The 20,649-nt window shown below is 72.1% G+C and carries 16 protein-coding genes; 8 read left to right on the forward strand and 8 right to left on the reverse strand.

The features are described 5' to 3' along the window. Positions 1-14: 14 nt before the first annotated feature. Positions 15-1,175 (forward strand): cytochrome P450, encoded by a 1,161-nt coding sequence (locus ACIBEJ_RS20760; RefSeq protein WP_397184394.1) that lies wholly within the window; start codon positions 15-17, stop codon positions 1,173-1,175. A 35-nt stretch (positions 1,176-1,210) separates the two neighbouring features. Here ACIBEJ_RS20760 and ACIBEJ_RS20765 read toward each other — a convergent pair whose 3' ends face one another. After that, positions 1,211-2,437 carry a Gfo/Idh/MocA family protein gene (locus tag ACIBEJ_RS20765; protein ID WP_397184395.1) on the reverse strand — a complete coding sequence of 409 codons (1,227 nt, stop codon included), beginning with the start codon at positions 2,435-2,437 and terminating at the stop codon, positions 1,211-1,213. Between the two features lie 97 nt (positions 2,438-2,534). Between ACIBEJ_RS20765 and ACIBEJ_RS20770 the strand changes: the two genes are divergently transcribed. After that, positions 2,535-3,620, forward strand: coding sequence for an ROK family transcriptional regulator (locus ACIBEJ_RS20770; protein WP_397184396.1), 1,086 nt, complete (start codon positions 2,535-2,537; stop codon positions 3,618-3,620). Here the strand turns inward: ACIBEJ_RS20770 and ACIBEJ_RS20775 are convergent. Together ACIBEJ_RS20775 and ACIBEJ_RS20780 are read right to left on the reverse strand one after the other, a co-directional pair. Beyond that, positions 3,617-4,111 carry a cupin domain-containing protein gene (locus ACIBEJ_RS20775; RefSeq protein ID WP_397184397.1) on the reverse strand — a complete coding sequence of 165 codons (495 nt, stop codon included), beginning with the start codon at positions 4,109-4,111 and terminating at the stop codon, positions 3,617-3,619. The genes ACIBEJ_RS20770 and ACIBEJ_RS20775 overlap by 4 nt on opposite strands. Then, positions 4,092-6,329, reverse strand: coding sequence for an MMPL family transporter (locus tag ACIBEJ_RS20780; RefSeq protein WP_397184398.1), 2,238 nt, complete (start codon positions 6,327-6,329; stop codon positions 4,092-4,094). Before ACIBEJ_RS20780 ends, ACIBEJ_RS20775 begins: the two co-directional genes overlap by 20 nt. A gap of 92 nt (positions 6,330-6,421) precedes the next feature. Here ACIBEJ_RS20780 and ACIBEJ_RS20785 point away from each other — a divergent pair, with 92 nt between their 5' ends. Beyond that, positions 6,422-6,943 (forward strand): TetR/AcrR family transcriptional regulator, encoded by a 522-nt coding sequence (locus ACIBEJ_RS20785; protein ID WP_397184399.1) that lies wholly within the window; start codon positions 6,422-6,424, stop codon positions 6,941-6,943. A 485-nt stretch (positions 6,944-7,428) separates the two neighbouring features. Here the strand turns inward: ACIBEJ_RS20785 and ACIBEJ_RS20790 are convergent, their stop codons facing one another. From ACIBEJ_RS20790 to ACIBEJ_RS20800, 3 genes are all read right to left on the reverse strand, one after another. Then, positions 7,429-8,169: an ABC transporter ATP-binding protein gene (locus ACIBEJ_RS20790; protein WP_397184400.1), complete on the reverse strand. Its 741-nt coding sequence runs from the start codon at positions 8,167-8,169 to the stop codon at positions 7,429-7,431. A 390-nt stretch (positions 8,170-8,559) separates the two neighbouring features. After that, the gene (locus ACIBEJ_RS20795; protein ID WP_397184401.1) at positions 8,560-11,676 is read right to left on the reverse strand and encodes an ATP-binding cassette domain-containing protein; all 3,117 of its coding nucleotides are present in this window, start codon (positions 11,674-11,676) and stop codon (positions 8,560-8,562) included. After that, a complete protein-coding gene (locus ACIBEJ_RS20800; RefSeq protein WP_397184402.1) occupies positions 11,673-12,926 on the reverse strand; it encodes an ABC transporter substrate-binding protein in 1,254 nt (417 codons plus the stop codon). The genes ACIBEJ_RS20795 and ACIBEJ_RS20800 overlap by 4 nt, the downstream gene beginning before the upstream one ends. A 101-nt stretch (positions 12,927-13,027) precedes the next feature. Between ACIBEJ_RS20800 and ACIBEJ_RS20805 the strand changes: the two genes are divergently transcribed. Continuing rightward, positions 13,028-14,116 (forward strand): alcohol dehydrogenase catalytic domain-containing protein, encoded by a 1,089-nt coding sequence (locus ACIBEJ_RS20805; RefSeq protein WP_397184403.1) that lies wholly within the window; start codon positions 13,028-13,030, stop codon positions 14,114-14,116. Between the two features lie 10 nt (positions 14,117-14,126). On the opposite strand, the gene ACIBEJ_RS20810 is transcribed toward ACIBEJ_RS20805, so the two are convergent. Next, positions 14,127-14,882, reverse strand: coding sequence for an SDR family oxidoreductase (locus ACIBEJ_RS20810; protein ID WP_397184404.1), 756 nt, complete (start codon positions 14,880-14,882; stop codon positions 14,127-14,129). A 78-nt stretch (positions 14,883-14,960) separates the two neighbouring features. On the opposite strand from ACIBEJ_RS20810, the gene ACIBEJ_RS20815 reads away from it, so the two are divergent. From ACIBEJ_RS20815 to ACIBEJ_RS20825, 3 genes are read left to right on the forward strand one after another with little or no spacing between them, the layout of a single operon-like run. Continuing rightward, entirely contained in the window at positions 14,961-16,058 is a 1,098-nt protein-coding gene (locus tag ACIBEJ_RS20815; RefSeq protein WP_397184405.1) for an acyl-CoA dehydrogenase family protein, read from the forward strand. Further along, positions 16,055-16,990 (forward strand): acyl-CoA dehydrogenase family protein, encoded by a 936-nt coding sequence (locus ACIBEJ_RS20820; RefSeq protein WP_397184406.1) that lies wholly within the window; start codon positions 16,055-16,057, stop codon positions 16,988-16,990. Before ACIBEJ_RS20815 ends, ACIBEJ_RS20820 begins: the two co-directional genes overlap by 4 nt. Continuing rightward, positions 16,987-17,814, forward strand: coding sequence for a TIGR03619 family F420-dependent LLM class oxidoreductase (locus ACIBEJ_RS20825; RefSeq protein ID WP_397184407.1), 828 nt, complete (start codon positions 16,987-16,989; stop codon positions 17,812-17,814). Before ACIBEJ_RS20820 ends, ACIBEJ_RS20825 begins: the two co-directional genes overlap by 4 nt. Here the strand turns inward: ACIBEJ_RS20825 and ACIBEJ_RS20830 are convergent. Next, positions 17,804-19,612 carry a CHAP domain-containing protein gene (locus ACIBEJ_RS20830; RefSeq protein ID WP_397184408.1) on the reverse strand — a complete coding sequence of 603 codons (1,809 nt, stop codon included), beginning with the start codon at positions 19,610-19,612 and terminating at the stop codon, positions 17,804-17,806. The two genes, ACIBEJ_RS20825 and ACIBEJ_RS20830, sit on opposite strands and share 11 nt — an antisense overlap. A gap of 266 nt (positions 19,613-19,878) precedes the next feature. On the opposite strand from ACIBEJ_RS20830, the gene ACIBEJ_RS20835 reads away from it, so the two are divergent. Continuing rightward, positions 19,879-20,499, forward strand: coding sequence for a PaaI family thioesterase (locus tag ACIBEJ_RS20835; RefSeq protein ID WP_397184409.1), 621 nt, complete (start codon positions 19,879-19,881; stop codon positions 20,497-20,499). The last annotated feature ends 150 nt before the right edge of the window (positions 20,500-20,649 follow it).

A 20,649-nucleotide genomic window follows, 5' to 3' on the forward strand; every position in this document is an offset into this window, starting at 1 on the left:
AGGGGGACCGCGCCGTGTCAGAGGAGTTCGGGCCGATGCCCTTCACGGCGCCCACCCCCTTCGCGGAACCTCCCGAGTTCGAGCGCCTTCGTGCCCGGGAGGTCCCGGTCCGCGTGCGCACCGCCGCCGGGGACGCCGGATGGCTGGTGACCGGCTACCCGCAGGTGCGCGCGCTCTGCGCCGACCGGCGCGTCGGACGTTCCCACCCCGATCCGGAGCGCGCGCCGCGCCTGTGGCGGGAGCGGCTGTTCGATCCGACGGGCGACGTGCGCGGGGAGATGGCCGATCACCGGCGGGTGCGCGCGCTGCTCGCGCCCGCGTTCGGCCGCGGCCGGGTGGCCGAGGAGCAGGCCCGGATCCAGGCCCTGCTCGACACGATCCTGGCCGAGCTCGCCGCCTCGGGCTCGGCCGCCGACCTGCACGCCGAGCTCGCGGTGCCGTACGCCATGGGGGCCGTCTTCGGCTTCGTCGGCATACCGGAGCGGGAGTGGGAGCTCTACCGGCGGCGCTCCCGATGGCTGCGCGAGCCGGGGCGGATGGCGGACCAGCCGCCTGAGCTGCGCGCGGCGGTGGCCAGGATGGTCGAGCGGGAGCGCGGCAGGGCGGGCCGGGACACGGTCGCCCTGCTGGCCTCGCTCGGCACCGAGGAAGCCACCGACGTCCTGTGCGGCCACGTGGGCCTGATGGAGTACGAGACGGTCGCGGCCCGGATCGGCTACGCGCTGCTGTACCTGATGGCCGACGAGGCGCAGCGGCGGCGGCTTGAGGCCGACCCCGCTCTGGTCCCGTCCGCGGTCGAGGAGATCATGCGGGTGGCGGTGCCGGGGGGAAGCTGGATCCCCAGGTACGCGCTGGCCGACGTCGAGCTGAACGGGGTCAGGATGCGCGCGGGCGACCTGGTGGTCCTGTCGATGCAGGCCGCCAACCGCGACCCGCGCTGGTTTCCCGACCCCGGCGCGTTCCTGATCGACCGCGCGCCCAACCCGCACCTCGGCTTCGGGCACGGCAAGTTCTACTGCCTGGGCGCGCGGCTCACCCGGCTGCTGTTGCGCCAGGTGCTCACGACGGTCTTCCGCCGCCTGCCGGGGGTACGGCTGGCCGTACCGGCCGCAGAGGTCGAGGCGGATCGCTCGGCGCTGACCGGCGGCGTGCGGGCGTTGCCGGTCAGGTGGTGACGGCGTTGCCGGTCAGGTGGTGACGGCGTTGCCGGTCAGGTGGTGACCGGTTCCAGGGTGACGGTGGTGCCATCCAGGCGGGAGCGTTCGGCGGCCCAGGCGATCAGGTGGCTGTGCAGGCTCTCGCCGGGCGAGGACAGCACGGCCGAGCGGTCTCCGGTCTCGACGGCGTTCAGGAACGCGTTCATCAGGCCCTCGTCGCCGCCGCCGTGGCCGCCGCCGGCCGTACCGTCGCCGGTGGTGGAGCTGTCGACCACGGACGTCTCGCCCGTGACGAAGTCGGTCACCTTCAGCAGCACGCCGTCGCCCTCGATCGAGCCGCGGGTGCCGAAGACGCGGGTCTGGCGGTGCTGCTGGGGGGTGAAGGCGGTCATGGTGAAGGCCGCGCTGGCGCCGCCCTCGAACTCCATGTTCACGACCTGGTGGTCGACGACGTCGTTGTCGCAGGCGTAGACGCATCTGCCGTAGGGGCCCGTGCGCAGTGCCTCGCGTACGCCCGCCTCGGAGACGTCCTCGGTGACGGCGGTCAGCGGCCAGTGCTCGCGCCCGGCGAGCGGCAGGTAGAGGCGGGGCGCGGAGTACGGACAGGTGCTCTCGACCGAGCAGTCCAGGCAGCGGTCGGCGGCGCCCTCGGGGCGGTTCGCCGGCGTGAAGTGCTTGAGCCCGCCGAAGGAGGAGACCCGGGTGACCTGCCTGCCCATCAGGTAGACGAGCCAGTCGAGGTCGTGGCAGGACTTGGCGAGCAGCATGAAGGTCGACTCGTCGGTACGCCGCCAGTTGCCGCGCACGTAGGAGTGGGCCTGGTGCCACCAGCCGACCGGCTCCAGGTGCTGCACGCTGATGATCTCGCCCACGGCGCCCGCGTCGAGCAGCCGCTTGAGCGTGTGGGTGTAGGGCGTGTAGCGCAGCACGTGGCAGACGGCGAAGACGGTGCCCGCCTTCTCGGCGGCGGCCACGATCGTGCGGCAGTCCTCCTCGGTGACCGCCATCGGCTTCTCCAGCAGGATGTGGTAGCCCAGCTCGGCGAAGCGGACCGCGGGCTCGACGTGGTCGGCGTCCATGGTGGCGATGATCACGGCGTCGGCCTGGCGGGGGAGGGCGGCCAGTTCGCGCCAGTCGGCGTACTGGGCGGCCTCGGGGAAACGTTGTCTGCGGGTGGGCAGCGGGTCGGCGACGGCCACCACGCGTGCCCTGCCCTCGGCGTTGCGGGCGTACCCCGACCCGCGTGAACCCGCGCCGACGACGGCGAGAGTGACCATCATTCCTCCAGATATGTAAACAGTTAACGTATGTCGACCGATGCTAGGATTCGTGGTCAACCTAGGCAAGAGGTGGCAGTTATGAAACCGAATCACATAAGTGGCCGGTGACGCTTCGCTCCTGCGGCGGGTGAACACCCAGGTCACGCTGAACGCGCTCCGCCGCGAGGGCGTGGCCACCCTCACCCGGCTCGGCCGGATCACCGGGCTGTCCAGGCAGACCGTCGAGACCGTCCTGGACGAACTGGCCGGGCGCGGCTGGGTCAGGGAGATCCCGCCGGACGAGGGCGCCATGGGGCGTCCCGCCCGCAGGTTCGGCTTCCGCGCCGACGCCGGTCACGTGCTCGGCGTCGACATCGGGGCCAACAAGATCCTCGCCGCGCTGGCCGACCTCAACGGCGAGGTCGTCCACTGGCGACGCGTCCACGTCAGCGCGGACGCCCCGGCCCCCGAACGTCTGGAGTCCGCCCGGCAGGCCGCTCTGGCCTGCGCGGACGCCGCCGGCGTGGCGCGTACCCGGGTGTGGGCGAGCTGTGTGGGCACCTCGGGCGTGGTCGACCGCTCCGGCCGCGTCGCGCTGTCGGCCGTGCTGCCCGGCTGGACGGGCGTGGACCTCGCGGGGCTGGCCGGGGGCTGGTTCGGGTGCAAGGGGCTGGCCGGCAACGACGCCAACCTCGCCGTCCTGGCCGAGCACTGGCGCGGCAGCGCGCGGCACGCCGCCGACGTCGTCTATGTCCTGGTCGGACACCGGGTCGGTGCGGGCATGCTGATCGGCGGGCGGCTCCACGGCGGCCGGTCGGGCGCGGCCGGGGAGATCGGGTCGCTGCGCCGGCTCGGCTGGGAGGCGGCCACCGCGGAACTCGCCGCCCACGGCGAGGCGGCCGCCGTCTTCAAGGCCGCGGCCGACGGCGAGCCCGCCGCCGTCCGCGCGGTCGAGCGCTTCGCCGGGGACCTCGCGGTCGGGGCCGCCGCCCTCGTCCTGGCCGTCGACCCCGACCTGCTGGTGGTGGGCGGCGGCCACTCCCGCGCGGGCGAGGTCCTGCTCGCGCCGTTCCGCCGCCGGCTGGCCGAACTCTGCCTCGCGGTGCCCGAGGTGGTCACCTCGACGTTCGGCGACGAGAGCGTCGCCCTGGGCGGGGTACGGCTGGCCCTCGACCACGTGGAACGGGAGATCCTCGGGCTCTAGACCATGTACTGGTCGTGCCGGTGGTAGAGCTCGGTCCACTCCTCGTCGCTCAGCTTGCGGCCGGAGGTGGCGATCTCGGCCAGCGCCTCGAAGTACGCCTCGCGCGGCGCCCCCGGTGTGAACAGGATCAGCATGGTCACCGGCGCGCCCGACTCGTTGCGGAAGCCGTGGTGGCCGCCGGGCGGCACGTAGAGGAAGTCGCCTGGCCGGCCGTCCACCCAGGTGTCGCCGCTGTAGAGCTTGACCGAGCCGGAGATGACGTAGAACGACTCGGAGATCGTCCGGTGGAAGTGCGGGGTCGCGCCGCCCGGCTTGATCCCCATCTCCCACCGGTAGAGACCGAACTGGCCGTCGGTCGTGGCGCCGGTGCCCAGGTAGTGCACTTGGGTGCCGCCGGCGCCCATGACCAGGTCGGGGGCTTGGTCCCCCGGGCGGAGCACGCCGCTGTGCTGGCCCGAGTCGCCTTTGTACCTAACTTCGGGATACGACATGCGGGTCACTCTTCCAGACCCGCGCTTCCTCGTCGTCCTCGTGACCTTCTCCGTCGTCCTCGTGACCCTCGACGGAGAGGTTGGGCAGCAGCCGGTCCAGCCAGCGCGGGCACCACCAGTTGAGGCGGCCGAGCAGCACCATGGTGGCGGGCACCAGGAAGCCGCGGATGATCGTGGCGTCCACGGCGATGGCCACCGCCAGCCCCACGCCGAACGTCTTCACCAGCGGGTCGGGGTAGGCGATGAAGGCCACGAACACCGCGACCATGATCAGGGCGGCGGAGGTGATGACCCGGCCGGTCGAGCCCAGCCCCTCCGCCACCGCCCTGCGGTTGTCGCCGTGTTTCAGGTACGCCTGCCGTACCGCGGTCAGGAGGAACACCTCGTAGTCCATCGAGAGCCCGAACAACACCGCGAACAGCATCAACGGCACATAAGGCTCGATCGGGACGGTGAAGAACACCGTCTGCAGGTACGAGGCGTCCGCGGGCGGATCCATGCCGACCAACTGGCTGCCGACGCCGTAACTGAAGACGATCGCCAGCGCGCCGAACGCGGCGCCCAGCGACACCAGGTTCATCAGCGCCGCCTTGAGCGCGACCACCGGCGCGCGGAAGGCCAGCAGCAGGAGCATCGCGCTGAGCAGCACCACCACGCCGATCACCAGTGGCGTGTTGCCCGAGATGCGGTCTGCGGCATCGGCGAGCGCGGCCACCTCGCCGCCGACGTGCACGTTCACGCCCGGTCTGTCCAGCGCCCTGACCGCCGCGACGACGGCGGGCGCGCGCTCGTCGCTGGGCGCGTAGTCGGGTATCGCCTGGATCAACACGGTACGGCCGGCGTCGTTCAGCTTGGGCGGGCTGACATGGGCGATGCCGTCGATGTCGGCCACGTCCCTGGCCAGGCCCTCGACGTTCGGGTCGGTGGCCTTGGCGACCTTGTCGCCGAGTTCCGCCACGACGACGAGCGGGCCGTTGCTGCCCGGGCCGAAGCCGGTGGCCATCAGCTCGTAGGCGCGGCGGGGGGCCGAGCCCTGCGTGCCGTACCCGTCGTCGAGCGGCCCGAGCTTCAGCGCCAGCGCGGGCGCGGCGAGCGCCGCCAGCGCCAGGACGCTGGCCAGCAGCACGCTCCACGGCCGCCGCGCGACCCACGCGCCGAGCCCGCCCCAGCCCGAGCCCTCCTTCCTGCGGCCCAGGAACGGCACCTTGAGCGCGTTGACCTTCTCGCCCAGCACGCCGAGCAGCGCGGGCACCAGGGTGATCGAGGTGAGCACGGCGAAGACGACCGAGATGCCGGTGATCCAGCCGAGCGTGCGCAGCAGCGGGAAGCCGCCGAGCACGAGCGCGCTGAGCGCGATGATGACCGTGCCGCCCGCGAACACGACCGCGCCGCCCGAACTGGACACCGTCCGCCGCACCGACTCCAGCACCGGCACCCCGTCGGCCAGCAGCTTGCGGTGCCGCGAGAGCAGGAACAACGCGTAGTCGATGCCCACGCCGAGCCCGATCATCGTGGCCATGATGCCCGCCTGCTTCGGCACGTCGACCACGTGCCCGAGCAGCCCGATCACCCCCAGGCCCGCGGCCACGCTGACCAGCGCCGTGAAGATCGGGATCAGGGCGGCCACCAGGGTGCCGAAGGCCAGCACCAGCACGAGCAGCGCGCAGGTGACGCCGATGATCTCGCTGGGGCCGGTCTTGATCTCCTTGTCGGCCGGTGTCGAACTGTCCGCGGGCACCACCTCGACGCCCTGCGCCCTTGCCGGATCCGCGGCCTTCGACACCGTCTGCGTGGTCTCGGCGACCTTGGCGCTGTCGTGGCCCTCCATGCGGACCACGATCAGGCCGATCTGCAGGTTGGAGGCGATGCCGCCGCGGCGATAGGGGGACTCGACCTGCTTGACGTGGGGGAGGTCGCGGATCTTGTCCATGGACTCCTCCACGGCCCGCTTCCGCGGCTCGTCCGTGAGGGGTCCCTTGTCCGAGTACAGCACCAGTTGCACCGTGCCGCCTGGCGCGTACCCCGGGCCGAACCCGTCGCGCATCAGGTCGTGCGCGCGCTGCGCGTCGGTGCCGGGGATGGTCACGTCGTTGCTGACCGGCCGGCCGGAGACCAGGCTGCCGACCATGAGGGCGGCCGCCGCGATCACCCATAACGCCAGTACCAGCCGCCCGTGCCGCGCACACCACGCACCGAGCCGCCCGAGAAACCTCGTCATTGTTTACGCCCGTCCTGTACGCTCGTACAGCGCCTACGATGCCGAGATTAGACGGGAAATTTCCGGAAATCCTGTGCTAAAGCGGAAATGAGATGATGACCACAGTCGATCCCGGGAACGACACCCGCTCCCGCATCCTCGCCGCCGCCCAGCGCCTGTTCGCCGAACGCGGTTACGCGGCCACCTCCCTGGCGGACATCGCGGCCGAGGTGGGGCTGACCAAGACGGCCGTCGCCTACCACTTCCACCCGAAGGACCGTCTCGCGGCCGAACTGCTCGCGCCCGCCGCCGACGACGTCTTCGCGCTGCTGGGGGGCCGGGACGACTTCGTCCCCGCGCTGGTCGACTGCGTGGTACGCCATCGGGCCGTGATCCGGCTCCTCATGGAAGACCTCGGCACCGCCGACGACGCCCCGCCCGGCACGCCCGGCGAGGCCATCCGAACCTTCCGCGACGCCATCTACGAACGCCTCGTCGGGCCGGATCCGTCCGAACAGGACAGGATCAGGGGATGGGCCGTTCTGGGCGCTCTGCAGTGGGGGGTCGTGCACACCATGGACCTGCCGGAGGAGACGGTCCGCGCCGAACTCCTCCGCCTTGCCCAGTCCTCCTGAGCCCGTTGTCCACAGGTTTCGCCGCCGCGCCCCTTATCCCCAGAACCCCGCTCTGTCGCCCCGACCCCACCCCGCGCAGGCGATGCTAGGCCCTCCAACCCGCACCACCCTCTTGGAGTCGCTCACATGCTCGCGCGCCTTCTTCTCGTCGCCGGGATCGTCGCCCTCGCCGCTTCGTTGACCGCGGCCCTGCCCATCTCCACACCTCCGGCGAACGGCGACTTCCGCCTTCCCAGGGTGGCGTCGTCCCAGCCCGCCCTCCATTCGGCGGCCCGGCCCACACCCGGCTTCCAGGTGGCCGTGACTCCGAAGCCCGTGCCCTCACCTTCGGCGAGCCCCGCACCGTTGGCCGCATCCCTCCGGAACACCCCTCCTCCGGCGACCCCCGAACCTCCCGTGGACGGTCACACCGACCGTGACGCCGACCCCGAGGAGCAGGGTCACCGCTCGACCTGACCCGTTCCGCGGCAGGCCGGGGGTCCGGGTCAGCCCAGGTAGGCGGCCCGGACCACCGGGTTCTCCCGGATCTCGGCCGGGGTGCCGCGGGCGATCACCTTGCCCAGGTCGAGCACCACCAGCCGGTCACAGGTGCCCATGACGAAGCCCATGTCGTGCTCCACCAGCAGAACCGTGGTGTCCAAGGCGGCGACGACCTCGCGCAGCCGTACCGTCTGGTCGTGGTCGAGGCCCGAGGTGGGCTCGTCGAGCAGCAGGAGGCGCGGCCGGTCGGCGATCGCCCGCGCCAGCTCCACCAGCCGCCGCTGCCCAACGGGCAGGGACGCCGCGTAGGCATCCCGGAGCCCGGTAAGCCCGCACAGTTCCAGCACCTCAGCCACCCGCTCGGCCCGCTCACGCTCCAGCCGCCGCCGAGCCGGCCACCCGACCAGATCGCCCGGCAGCCCCCCGCCACCGCCACGCCAGTCAAGCGCCGCCAGCACGTTGCCCGCGACGCTGAGCCGCCCGAACACCTGCGTCCGCTGAAAGGTCCGCCGAACCCCCGCCCGCGCCCGCCGCAGGGGCGACAACCCCGTCACATCAACCCCACCCACCCCCACCCGCCCACGCAACGGCCGCCGCAGCCCGCACACGACGTCGAACAACGTCGTCTTCCCCGCCCCATTGGGCCCGATGACCCCACAAACCTGCCCTTCCGGCACCTCGAACGTCACCCCCGACAACGCCCGAACCCCACCGAAGGCCACCGAAACCTCCCGAATCTCAAGCATCCCCCCACCCCCCAACCCCCCGCCCCGAGCCACCCCTGCCCCACGTGCCCCCACACCACCTACCCGCAGTCCTCCTGACCGGTCCCCTTCCGGCACCGGCCCGCCCGGGATGTTCCACCAGGCGATGGACGGTCCGGCCGTGGCCGGTCTGGCGGTGGTCCGTCCGGCCGCGGTCAGTCCGGCGGTGGGCCGTTGGCCGGTGTTCCGTCTGGCCGCGGGCTCTGCTCGCGCGGGCGGACGGCCGGTCGGCGTTCACGGGCGTCAGGAGCACGGCCCGGGAGGGGCTGGCCGCCAAGGACGCTCGGTGGAAGTCCGTGGGCCGGAGGGCACTCGCATGGCGCGTCAGAGAAGTGGGGGACACCGTGTGGCGGGCCGGAGGCGTCGGGCGCATCAGGAGACTCCCAGGTAGGTGGCGGTGAGGCGGGTGGGGTCCACCTCGGAGCGGGGGCCAGTCCAGGTGATGCGGCCGAGGCGCATGAAGGCGACCCGGTCGGCCACCGCCAGGACCTCTGTCGCCTTCTCCTCGACCAGAAGCAGTGCCACGCCACGCTCGCTGAGTTCGGCGAAGATCTCGAACACCTGCTGCACGATCAGCGGCGCCAGGCCGAGCGAGGGCTCATCGGCGATCAACACCGCGGGAGGCTTGATGAGGGCTGGGGCAAGCGTGAGCAGTTGCTGCTCGCCGCCGGACAACGCCCCCGCGGCCAGGGTACGGCGGGCCGCCAACTGCGGCATCCGCTCATACACCGCATCCGGTTCGGGCAGCCAGGTGCGCAGGTTCTCCTCCACGGTGAGGCCGGGGAAGACCCCGCGGCCCTCGGGCGCCAACAGGACGCCCTCGCCCACCCGCCGATGCGCCGGCCACCGGGTCACGTCGATGCCGTTCAACACAACCCGCCCCGCGCTCACGGGCAGGTCCCCGGCAGCCACGGCACAGGTGGTGGACTTCCCGGCCCCGTTCGCGCCAAGCAGCGCAACCACCTCGCCCGCATGCACCTCCAGATCCACACCCCGCAGCACAGTCGTGTCGGCATACCCGGCAAACACGCCCTCCAGCCGAAACAACGCCACCGACCCCACCGACCCCGCCGACCCCGACCCCGGCCCCGCCGACCCGGTCGGCCCCGCCGCGGCATCCAGGCCACCCGGCCCGCTCGTTTCTGCCCGCGGCCTTGGCGTGGCATCCAGGTTCCCGGCTCCACCGGCCAGCGCGGCCTCGTCTCGCGGTCTTGGCACCGCCGCGGCTCCTGTCCTGGCTGACATGGGTTCGGGGGCGGGCTCGTCTGGCCGGGTCCCGCTGGGTGTGGTCGCGTTTGGCCTGGCGGGTAGGGGCTGTTCGGCTTCGGTGGGGGTTCGGGTGGGTGTGGTTGTGTCGGGTCTGGTGGGGGTGGGCGTCTCCGCTGCGTTGGGGGTGCGGGCAGGTGCGGTCGCGTCGGGTCCGGCGGGGATGGGGGTGCTTGGGGTGAGGCGAGGGCTGGGCTGGGTGGTGGCTGGGGTGGGTTCTTCGGCTCTGGTGGGGGTGTGGGCGGGCATGGTCGGGTTGGGTTCGGCAGGGGTGGGGGTGCTTGGGGTGAGGTGGGGGCTGGGCTGTTTGGTGGTTGGGGTGGGGGTGGTGGGGGTGGGGGGGTGCGTGCGGTGGTGGTGGCGGAGTTCGGCTAGTTGGGTTAGGACGCCGTCGGGGTGTTTTGCGAGGATTACGCCGCCTGCGCCGAAGAGGATGGCGCCCACGTGGGCTGAGATGTGCCAGGCGGAGAGGATTTCGGGGAAGGCGGCGGCGATCAGGCCGCCCAGCACGGCTCCGCCGATCCGGCGGACGCCTTGCAGCACCACCACGGCCAGCCAGACGAAACCGGCGAACGCCGGCAGGTCGGTGGCGGTGATCGAGCCCTTGGAGATGGCGAACAGGACGCCGCCCAGTCCGGCGATCCCGGAGGCCAGGGCGAACAGCATGATCTTGGTTCGCGGGCCGGAGATGCCGGAGGTGGTGGCGGCGGCCGGGGCGGACCGGACCGCCAGGATGGCGCGGCCCGAGGCGGAGCGTTCGAGGTTGCGCACCAGCAAGGCGACCAGGCCGATGAGGAGCAACAGGACGACCACGCGGACCCGGGGGTCGGAGGTGTCGGCGAAGCCGAAGCCGAGCGCGGGCAACTGCCAGCCGATGGTGCCGTTGCTGAAGGCGTCCACCTGGAAGAGCACCTGGTCGGCGAGCAGGGCCAGGGCGAGGGTGGCCAGGGTGAGGATGCGGCCGCCCAGGCGCAGGGCGGGCAGCGCGACCAGCATGCCCACGGCCGTGGCGGCCAGCACGCCCAGCAGGATCGCCACCGCGAACGGCAGCCCGGAGGCGAAAGCCCACCCGCAGGTCAGCGCGGCCATCGAGGCGAAGGCGGCCTGCGCGAGGTTGACCATGCCGCCGATGCCGGTCACCACGACGAAGGAGCAGAAGATCAGGGCCAGGACGAGCCCGTGGGCGGCGACGCCGACGTAGTACTCCTGGGCGGTGAAGGTGAAGACGAGCAGCACGGCCAGCGCCACGCCCCAGGGCAGGCGGCGGCGCCAGGCCGGGATGCCCGCGAGGTAGTCGGGTGGCGGCGCGTCCTCGGCCGCGCTGCCCGCGACTCGCTCGCGGGACCGGTTGAGCAGGATCAACCCGGCGAACAGCAGCAGGACGGGCACCGCCGTACGCAGGCCGGTGATCTCTGACAGGAAGTCGGTGTACCCGGCGACCAGGTTCTGCACGACGCCCAGCCCGAGCCCCGCCGCGAACGTCCACGGGATCGAGCGCAGCCGCCCGAAGACCGCCGCCGTGGCCGAGGCGAACAGCAGCACGGTGTACGCGGTGGCGTCGAGTCCGATGATCGAGACGGCCAGCACTCCGGCCAGTCCGGCCAGTCCGGAGCCGAGGATCCAGGCGAGGGCGGAGGTGGCGTCCGCGTCGATGCCGCGCAGGGTCGCCAGGCGCCGCCGGTCGACGCTGGCGCGCATGCGCAGGCCGTACGGCGTGTGCCGCATGAACGCCCACAACCCGAGCGCGGCGACGGCGGCGAAGCCGAACGTGATGAGCTGCCCGGAGTCGAGCGGGACGCCGAGCACGGTGAAGGAGACGGCCGGAAAGGGGCCGAGGCCGCGGGGGAGGGAGGTGGCGTCGGCGCTGGGGAGTTCGAGGAGGTCGACGAGGAGGAGCCCGGTGGCGGGCAGCGCGATCGTCAGCCCGATCGTGCCGACAATCTGCGCAGTCTCCCCAGCCTGCGCCAAACCCCGAAACATCGCCCGGTGCAGGAAATATCCGAGTAAGGGGGCGAAAAAGCCTACGGCCACCACCGCACACACCCACGTCGGCAGCCCCAACGCCACATTGAGCTCGTAGTACACCAGAGCGGTCAGAAACCCGACCGCTCCGTGCGCGAAGTTGAAGACCCCCGTGGCCGCGTACGACAGGGTCAGGCCCGACCCCATCACCGCGAAGATCGCGCCCGTGACCAGCCCGCTGAGAACGTAGCCCAGGATCATTTGAGCGGCACGTTGTCGAAGCACTTCAGGTTCTTGGCCACCTGGAAGGCCCCGCCCTCCAGCTTGACCAGGGCTCCGCAGCCGTTCGGCTCACTGTGGTCCTTGGGGTACTGGACCCTGCCGAACCCCGCGTTCTCGTAGCTGTAGGAGCCGTTGCCGATGTCGAGCACCTTCTGCCGGGTGAGGTCCTTGCCCGCTTTGCCGGCCATGTCGAGGAAGATGTCGGCCGACCAGTAGCCGATGGCCAGGTGCTGGGTGAGCGGGGTGCCGGGGGCGACCTTCTCGACGTCCTGCCGCAACCGGTCGATCTCCGGCGCGGTCGACTCGAAGGGCTCGAACATGGGTGCGGCGATCACGCCCTCCATGGCCTGCGCGGTGGCCGGGTCCTTGAGGATGGCCACGTCGTAGCTGGTGGCGTCGCTGAGCACGCCGTTGTAGCCGGCCTTCTTGAGCGCGGTGTAGAGGCCGACGTTGAACTTGGTCCCGGCGATGATCGAGACCACGATGTCGGGCGGCCGGCCGGCGTCCGAGGTCATGATCTTGTTGACGTACGGCAGCCAGTCGGGTGGCGGCGCGGCGGCGGGCAGCGCCGAGTTGAGCCCGACGAGCGTGAACCCGGCGGCCTCGAAGGACTGGGAGATGGTCTTGCCGCCGTACTTGCTGCCGCTGGAGTCGGAGGTCTGCACGTAGACGCTCTTGCCGTCGGCGCCGCCGAGCAGGTCGGCCATCTGCCGTCCCCACCAGGTCTGGGAGCCGGCGCCCGGTTTGGGGGCCAGGCAGCCGTTGTAGCCGAAACCGGTCTTGGTGCCGCACCACTGGGGACCGGTGGCCCAGCCGTACCAGGGGACGCCCTGTTGTTCGAGGAAGGCGGCGCCGCCGAAGTTGGGCGCGTGCACCGGCAGCACGGCGAAGACCTGGTCCTTCTGGACGAGCTTCTTGGCCGCGGCGTCGCCCTTGGCGGCGTCCTGGCCGTCGTCCTCCGCGCCGACGAACTCGATCTTCCGGCCGTGGACGCCGCCGGCGGCGTTGGCGCGCTCGAAGCGGGCCTTCGCCCCGATCTCGGCGTCCTTGGTGGAATAGCCGCTGGCGCTGGTCTTGGTCAGCACGCCGCCGACCTTGATCGTCGTGTCCGTCACGCCGGGTACGGCGCCGCCGGCCGTACCGGGTGCCTTCTGCTGGGCGGCGCACCCCGCGAGCGCCACCAGCACGGCCGCCATGATCCCGAGTTCCCGCCGCAACATGGCCATCATCGCTCCACTTGGCCTAGCGCTCGCTTGGTTTCGGACAGCGTAAGCAGCGGTTTCCTGCACGTCAATGTTCAACCAAGCAATTGCTTGATACGGTCGGGCGCATGCTGATGCGCGCGGCCATCCTCACCGAGTACGGCAAGCCCATGGAGATCCGCGAGGTCGAGGTCGCCGAGCCAGGACCAGGCGAGGTACGCGTCCAGGTCATGGCCTCCGGCGTCTGCGGCTCCGATCTCAAGGCCATCGACGGCAAGAGCCCGGTCGTCTCGCGCCTGCCGTTCATCCTCGGCCACGAGAGCGCCGGAGTCGTCGAGAGCGTCGGCGCGGGCGTCAGCGCGGTGAAGCCGGGCGACCACGTGGTCGTCTCGATGAGCGGACCCTGCGGCAGGTGCCCGGCCTGCGGCGCCGGCCGCTTTCACCTGTGCTCGGGCCCGGACCGCCTCACGACGATCATGGGCGGCCCGCCCCGCGTGCACCTGGACGGGGTGGAGACGCGCCGCTTCATCGGCATCGGCTCGTTCGCCGAGTACGCGGTCGTGCGCGAGCCCGCCTGCGTGAAGATCGCGAAGGACGCCCCGTTTGACGCGATGTGCCTGCTCGCGTGCGGCGTCATCACCGGCGTCGGCGCCGTCCTCAACGTGGCGCGGGTACGGCACGGCGCCACCGTCCTCGTCGTCGGCTGCGGCGGCGTCGGGCTCAACGTCATCCAGGGCGCGGTCCTGGCCGGAGCCACCACGATCATCGCCGCCGACGTGGCCGAGCAGAAGCTCAAGCTCGCCGAGCGCTTCGGCGCCACCCACACCCTGACCTCGGCGGACCTGACCGCGCAGGTGGGCGACATCGTCCGGGGCGGCGTGGACTACGCCTTCGACGTCACCGGCGTGCCCGGCGTCCTGGCCGCGTGCTTCGCCGCCACCGCGCCCGGCGGCACCACCGTGATGGTCGGCAGCCCGCCGCAGGGGCAACCCGCGCAGATCGAGCCCGGCCTGCTGTTCGCCTCCCGCCGCCTCATGGGCACCCAGGGCGGCGACAGCGCGCCCCACCGCGACCTGCCCATGCTCGCCGCCCTCGCCCAGCAGGGCCGCCTCGACCTGTCCGGCCTGATCAGCGAACGGCTGCCGCTGGAGCGCGTCAACGAGGCCGTCGAGCACACCCGTCAGGGCGCCGTGGCCCGCACGGTGATCACGTTCTGACCCGGAAAGATCACGTGAAAAGCTGGCCCGAGTTCACGTCGACCGTGGCGCCGGTGATGGCGCCCGCCTGGTCGGAGGCGAGGAAGATGACGGCCCGCGCCACGTCCTCCTCGGTGGCGATGCGGCGCAGGGCCATGGCCCGCAGGTCCCGCTCGCGGATCTCCTCGAAGCTCACACCCTCGGCCTCCGCCCTGGTACGCATCCAGTCGTCCAGCACGTCGCTGGCGATCCAGCCAGGTGCGACGCAGTTGACCCGTACCCCGGAGGGCCCGAGCTCGTCGGCCAGGCAGTGGGACAACAGGTGGGCTCCAGCCTTGCCGGCCGCGAAGTCGGAACGGCCGGCGTACCCCTTGCGCGAGGACATGGAGGTGACGTTGACGATCGAGCCCGAGCCCTGAGCCACCATGTGCGGAGCGATGTAGCGACAAGCCACTAAAGTCCCATAAGTCCCGATATCTACGGCTTCGCGCCATGATCTAAGGTCATCTGGGGACATGTCCAGGACGTTGCGGCGATGCGTGCCCGGGAAGGCGGCGTTCACCAGCACGTCGATGCGCCCGAACCGGGCCAGCGTCCTGGCGGCCAGCCCGCGCATGTCGGCGGGGACCGTGACGTCGGCGGCCACCGCGATCGCGCCGGGAACCGGCCGCCCGGTCCTGGCCGCGGCGACGACCTCGGCGCCCTCCTCCTTCATTAGCCCGGTGAGCGTGGCGCCCAGGCCGGGTCCGGCGCCGGTGACGATCGCGATCTTGCCGTCGAGCAGCATGGGCGGATCCTAACAAGCGCTTGGCGCCGTGTCCCGCCCCGCTGGCCGGGAAACCAAGCGTGCGCTAGGTTGGGTAGCGTGGATCTCGACTTCACCAGGGCCGAGCAGGACTTCCGCACCGAGGCACGCGACTGGCTGGCCGTGCACGTGCCCGCCGCGCTGCCGTCCATGGACACCCGCGACGGCTTCGCCGCCCACCGCGCGTGGGAGGCCGAGCTGGCCGCCGCGCGGCTGTCGGTCGTCTCCTGGCCGGCCGAGTACGGCGGGCGCGACGCCTCACTGATCGAATGGCTGATCTTCGAGGAGGAGTACTGGGCCGCCGGCGCCCCCGGACGGGTCACCCAGAACGGCATCTTCCTCCTCGCCCCCACCCTGATGCGCTTCGGCACCCCGGCACAGCGCGCCCGCTGGCTGCCGGGCATGGCCACCGCCGAGCAGGTCTGGGCCCAGGCCTGGTCCGAACCCGAGGCCGGCAGCGACCTGGCCGCCGTCACCTCCCGGGCCGAGCGAGCGGACGGCGGCTGGCGCCTGTACGGGCACAAGACCTGGAGCTCACGCGCCGCCTACGCCACCCACGGCTTCGGCCTCTTCCGCACCTCCGGCGAACGCCACCGCGGCCTCACCTACTTCCTCTTCCCGCTCGACGAGGTCGAGGTCCGCCCGATCGCCCAGCTCGACGGCGAGCACGGCTTCGCGGAGCTCCACTTCGACGGCGTGCACGTGCCCGACGACATGGTCCTCGGCGAGCCGGGCGAGGGCTGGCGCATCGCCATGGCCACCACCTCCTCAGAACGCGGCCTCGCCTTGCGCAGCCCCGGCCGCTTCCTGGCCACCGCCGACCGCCTGCTCGGGCTGGCCGCCGCCGACCCCGTCCTCGCCGACCGGGCCGCACGCTGCTGGATCGACGCGGAGGCGTACCGTCTGCACACCTTCGCCACCGCCCGCCGCCTGGCCGGGGGCGCGGAGATCGGCTCGGCCACCAGCATGGGCAAGGTCTTCTGGTCGGAGCTGGACCTGCGCATGCACACCCTCGCCATGGAGCTGCTCGGCGCGCGCGCCGCGTCCACTCCCTGGCACGACGGCTTCCTGTTCGCCCTCGCCGGCCCCATCTACGCCGGCACCAACGAGATCCAGCGCTCCATCATCGCCGAACGAGTCCTGGGGCTGGCCCGATGAACTTCGCCTTCACCGACGACCAGCTCGCCCTGGCCGCCACGGTCAGGGACGTCCTGCGCGCCCACTGCCCGCCCCACGCCCTGCGCGCCGAGCGCGCTCCGGGGTGGACCGAGCTGGCCGCCACCGGGTTCTTCACCGCGCTGGTGCCCGAATCGTCCGGCGGGCTGGGGCTGGAGCTTGTCGATCTCCTCCCGGCGCTGGAGGAGACCGGGCGCGCGTGCCTGCCTGGTCCGGTGGTGGAGACCGCCGTGGCGGCGCCGTACCTGCTGGTGGGTCGTCCCGAGCTGACCAAGCTCGGCGCGCTCACCGTGAGCGCCACCCGCGACGGACTCGCGCCCGACGCCGATCTCGCCGACCTCGTCGTGTCCGGCCCGCGCATGGCCACCCGCGATCGGGTACGGCTGACGCCGATCCCCAGCCCCGACCCCTGCCGCACGCTGTTCGAGGCGACCCTGCCCGGCTCCGAGGAGTTGCCCGGTTCGTGGGAGGTCGCCCTGCCCAGGGCGACCGTCGCGACCGCCGCGCAGCTCATCGGCGTGGCCCGCCACCTGCTGGACACCTCGGTCGCCTACGCTCGCGCGCGCACCCAGTTCGGCAGCCCGATCGGCGCCTTCCAGGCGGTCAAGCACATGCTGGCGGACGTCGCGATCGCGATCGAGTTCGCCGCGCCGCTGGTCAGCAGGGCCGCGCTGGCCCTGGAGCGGCCCAGCGCCGTACGGGACGTCAGCGCCGCGAAGGCGGCCGCGAGCGAGGCCGCCACGCTCGCCGCGCGCACCGCGCTGCAGGTCCACGGCGCCATCGGCTACACCCACGAGCTGGACCTGCGCTTCTGGCTCGCGCGGGCGTGGTCGCTCTCCACCGCGTACGGCGGCGCGGCCGAACACCGGGCCGTCGTGCGGGCCGAACTGCCCGGGGCGGTGAGGTTCCCATGAGGTACGGCGTGCCGCTCGGCCTCATCCACCCCGCCGCGTGGAAGGACGTGGCGGTGGCCGCCGACGAACTGGGGTTCGAGTCGGTGTGGCTGCCCGAGCACCTCGTCTTCACCACCGACCTGTCCATGGCGACCTATCCGGGCGGCGCCGATCCGGGGATCAGGCCGGGGACGCCGCTGTTCGACGCGCCGGCGTACCTGTGCTTTCTGGCCGCGCACACGCGGCACGTGCTGCTGGGGACGGCGGTGCACCTGTTCGCGCTGCGGCACCCGTTCGTGTCGGCACGCGCGTTCGCCACGCTCGATGTCGTGTCGGGCGGGCGGGCGATCTGCGGGGTGGGCGCCGGGTGGTATCGCGGGGAGTGGGAGGCGGCCGGGGTGCCGTTCGCCTCGCGGGGGGCGCGGCTCGACGAGGCACTCGTGGTGGCGCGGCGGTTGTGGAGCGAGCCTGTCGTCCGGCACTCCGGGCGGTTCTACACCTTTCCCGAGGTGGCCTTCGAGCCCAAGCCCGTGCAGGCACGGCTGCCCGTGCTGTGCGGCGGCGAGTCGGCGGCGGCGCTGCGCCGCGCCCGCACGCTGGGGGACGGGTGGATCAGCATGCCGCACACGCTGGAGTCGGTACGGCCCCAGCTCAAGGCGCTCGAACCGCCCGACGACCGGGACTTCTCCGTGACCGTCCACGCCTACCGGCTGAGCGGGCCGGAGGAGGTGCCCGCCTGGGCGGCGCTCGGCGTGGACCGGATGATCGTACGGCCGTGGTCACGGACGCGGGACGCCGTGAGCGGTCTCACGGCCTTCGCCGCCGACTACGGGGTCACGCGTTGACCCGCTGCGACTCCGCCCGGCGGTGACGGCGGCCCCTGAGCGGGGCCTCCTGGATGAACGTCTCCGGGCTGTCCAGGATGTCACCCACGATCGTCACCCTGGCAGAGGCGCGGGGGGTCGCGCCGGCCGTCGCGCGAGCGGAGGCGTGGGCGGTGGTGTGGGCGGTGGTGTGGGCGGTGGTGTGGGCGTTCGCGTGGGCTGTCGCCTGGGCGGAGCTGCGGTGACGGCGGCCTCGGGCTGGGGCCGGGGCGTACTGGGCGTTCTGCGCGAAGGCCGTGTCGAGTTCGCTCGCCAGTTCGGGGCGGCGGCGCCTGCCGTGATAGGAGGCGCTCTGCCTCGGCGGTGAGGTGAGCGGGGTGAACGGGTCGAACGGCTCGACGGCGCGGGCGGTGGCGGCGTCGAGGTTCGCCAGGGCCTTGGCGGTGAGCCGGTCGAGGTCGAGGTCGAGGTCGGGCTCCCGCGGGTCAAGCCGCTGGTCGAGGCTGGGCAGGCGCGGGGTGAGGGCGGGCTCCGGGTCGTCGAAGATGCGGGGGAGGGCGCCGGTGTCCTCGGAGAAAACGTACTGCTTGATGTCCAGGACAGGCTCTCGGGCGTCCAGGGCGTGGACGTCCAGGGCGCCGGCCTGGGCCTCCAGGGCGCTGGCCGTGGCCTCCATCTGGGCGCTGACCGTGTCGATCGGGCGGTCCAGGATGGCGCCGGAGCGCAGGGGCACCTCGGTGGTGAAGTCCGGGGTCGCCGAAGTTGCCTCGGACGTGGTCGCCAGGGTCGCCTCGGAGGTGGTCACGAGGGTGGCGGGGGTGGTCAGGCCGCGGCGGGGGCGGCGCCTCTTGCCGCGCTTCGGAGCGGGCTTGGCCGGGACCGGGGCGGCGGGCCGCACACGGAGCTGACGGGTCTTGGCTACGGCGAGCACGGCGAGGGCGGCGATCAGGGCCGAGCCGATGAATGCGGGCGTGCCCAGGGCCGTGGTCGAGTCGGCGGGCTTGGTGTCCACGATCACCGGCAGGGGCGCGGTGGTGGCGGCGTTCGTGTCGGCCGTGGCGGGCTTGGCGTGCTTGCCCTTCTTGACGGCCTTGGTGGATTCCTGGGTGGTGCCGGCCACGCCCGGCTTGGGGGCCTCGGGTCGCTCTCCAGTGGGCCGCTTCGCGTCTGATTTGGGCGCTGCGGGGCTTTCTGGGGCTTTCAGGGGTGAACGGGCGGCCAGGGGGGCGTGCGCCTGTTCTGGGGCCGTCTGGGGGATCAGTGCGGTCAGGCCCCGGTCCGGGACTCCCGCGGCGTCGGTCGGGTGGCCGGTCGAGGCCTTGACCTCCCGCGACTCCTCAAGCTTGCGCGCGGCCTCCTTGTCGAGGCGGGCCTTGATCTTCTCCGGGTAGCCGTAGCCGACGACCTTGCTGGTGTCACGCTCCTTGCGCTTGGCGACACCGCCGTCGATGTTGCCCTCGATCGTGTGGATGGTGTCGCCCTCGACCCGGGTCACGATGCCCACGTGGTCGATGCCGTCGACGTCGTTGCCGCCACGCCAGTCGTAGAAGACGAACGCGCCCGGCTTGGGCGTCTTGCCCCAGGCGCCCTGCTCCTGGAACCACTCGGCGTGCGCCACGGTCCAGGCGAACTGGCCTACCCAGTCCTCGTAGCCCAGCTTCGCCGCCGCCCAGGAAAGGTACATGTCACACCAGGGTGCCGAGCTGTAGTCGGCGTCGAACTCGATGTTCTTGCCGTACCAGTCGCCGAACTTGGTGTAGTCATCGGCCTTCTCGGAGTACCCGAGTTCCTTCTCCAGCAGGTCGATGAACTTCTTCATCTCTGGGGTCATGTACGTGCTGCGGACCTTCCGGGCAGCCCGGGTACGAGGGAGCAACCCGGGACGCTAGTGACGACAGTGAGGGGCTGTTGTCTTCCGTGAGGAGTGAGGCTACCTCGCCAAAAGGCCAGGTCAAGCACGAGCCAAGAAACCGCCAAGTGCAGCTCGATATCAAAACCGCAGGTCAGAAGCCTGCCAGAAATTTCCCGAAATCGTCGGGTTTTACGGAAAGGATCTCCCGAACATAGTTCGGTAAGCTGCTGGCCATGACGATCGAGGCGGCCCCCGTCGAACCCCGGCTCCAGGCGCTCTGCGAGTTGTCCGCGCAGGTACGCGAGCTCATGGACGCCACCTCCCTGACCGACGTCGCGGAGCCCGAGCTGGCCGCCGTCACCGCGCTGCTCGCCGAGGCCACCGCCCGCCTGCGCGCCGCCACGCGCGACACGCCGCGCTCCTTCGACATCGGGCCCGACGGCACCCTGCGCCACCTGGGCAACGCCGTCGTCGGCGGCGCCAACCCGCACGCCCTGCCGCTGGTCGTCGAACGCGACGGCGACGCCGTCCACTCGCGGCTGTCGTTCCGTCCCATGCACGAGGGGCCGCCCGGCTCGGTGCACGGCGGGATCAGCGCGATGATCCTCGACCACCTGCTCGGCCAGGCCGCCGCCGCGGCGGGCAAGGCGGGGATGACCGCCTCGCTGACCGTCCGCTACCGCAAGCCCGTCCCGTACGGCGTGCCGCTGCTGGCCAGCGCCGAACACGTGCGTGCCGAGGGCCGCAAGTCCTGGTCGGAGGGCCGGATCACCACCCTGGACGGCACCCCGCTGGTCGAGGCCACCGGCCTTTTCATCACCCCCACCATTTGGCCCACCCCCCTCCACCCCTGACCACCCCACCCGGGCGGCAGTAGGCGACCCCACTCGTAAGCCGGTGGGCGACCCCACCCGTAAGCCGGTGGGCGACCCCACCCGTAGGGCAGTGGGCGACCCCGCCCGTAAGCCGGTGGGCGACCCACCCATGCGGCGGTGGGCGGGGAG

The sequence above is a fragment of the Nonomuraea sp. NPDC050790 genome (assembly GCF_044456745.1).
GTDB lineage: Bacteria > Actinomycetota > Actinomycetes > Streptosporangiales > Streptosporangiaceae > Nonomuraea.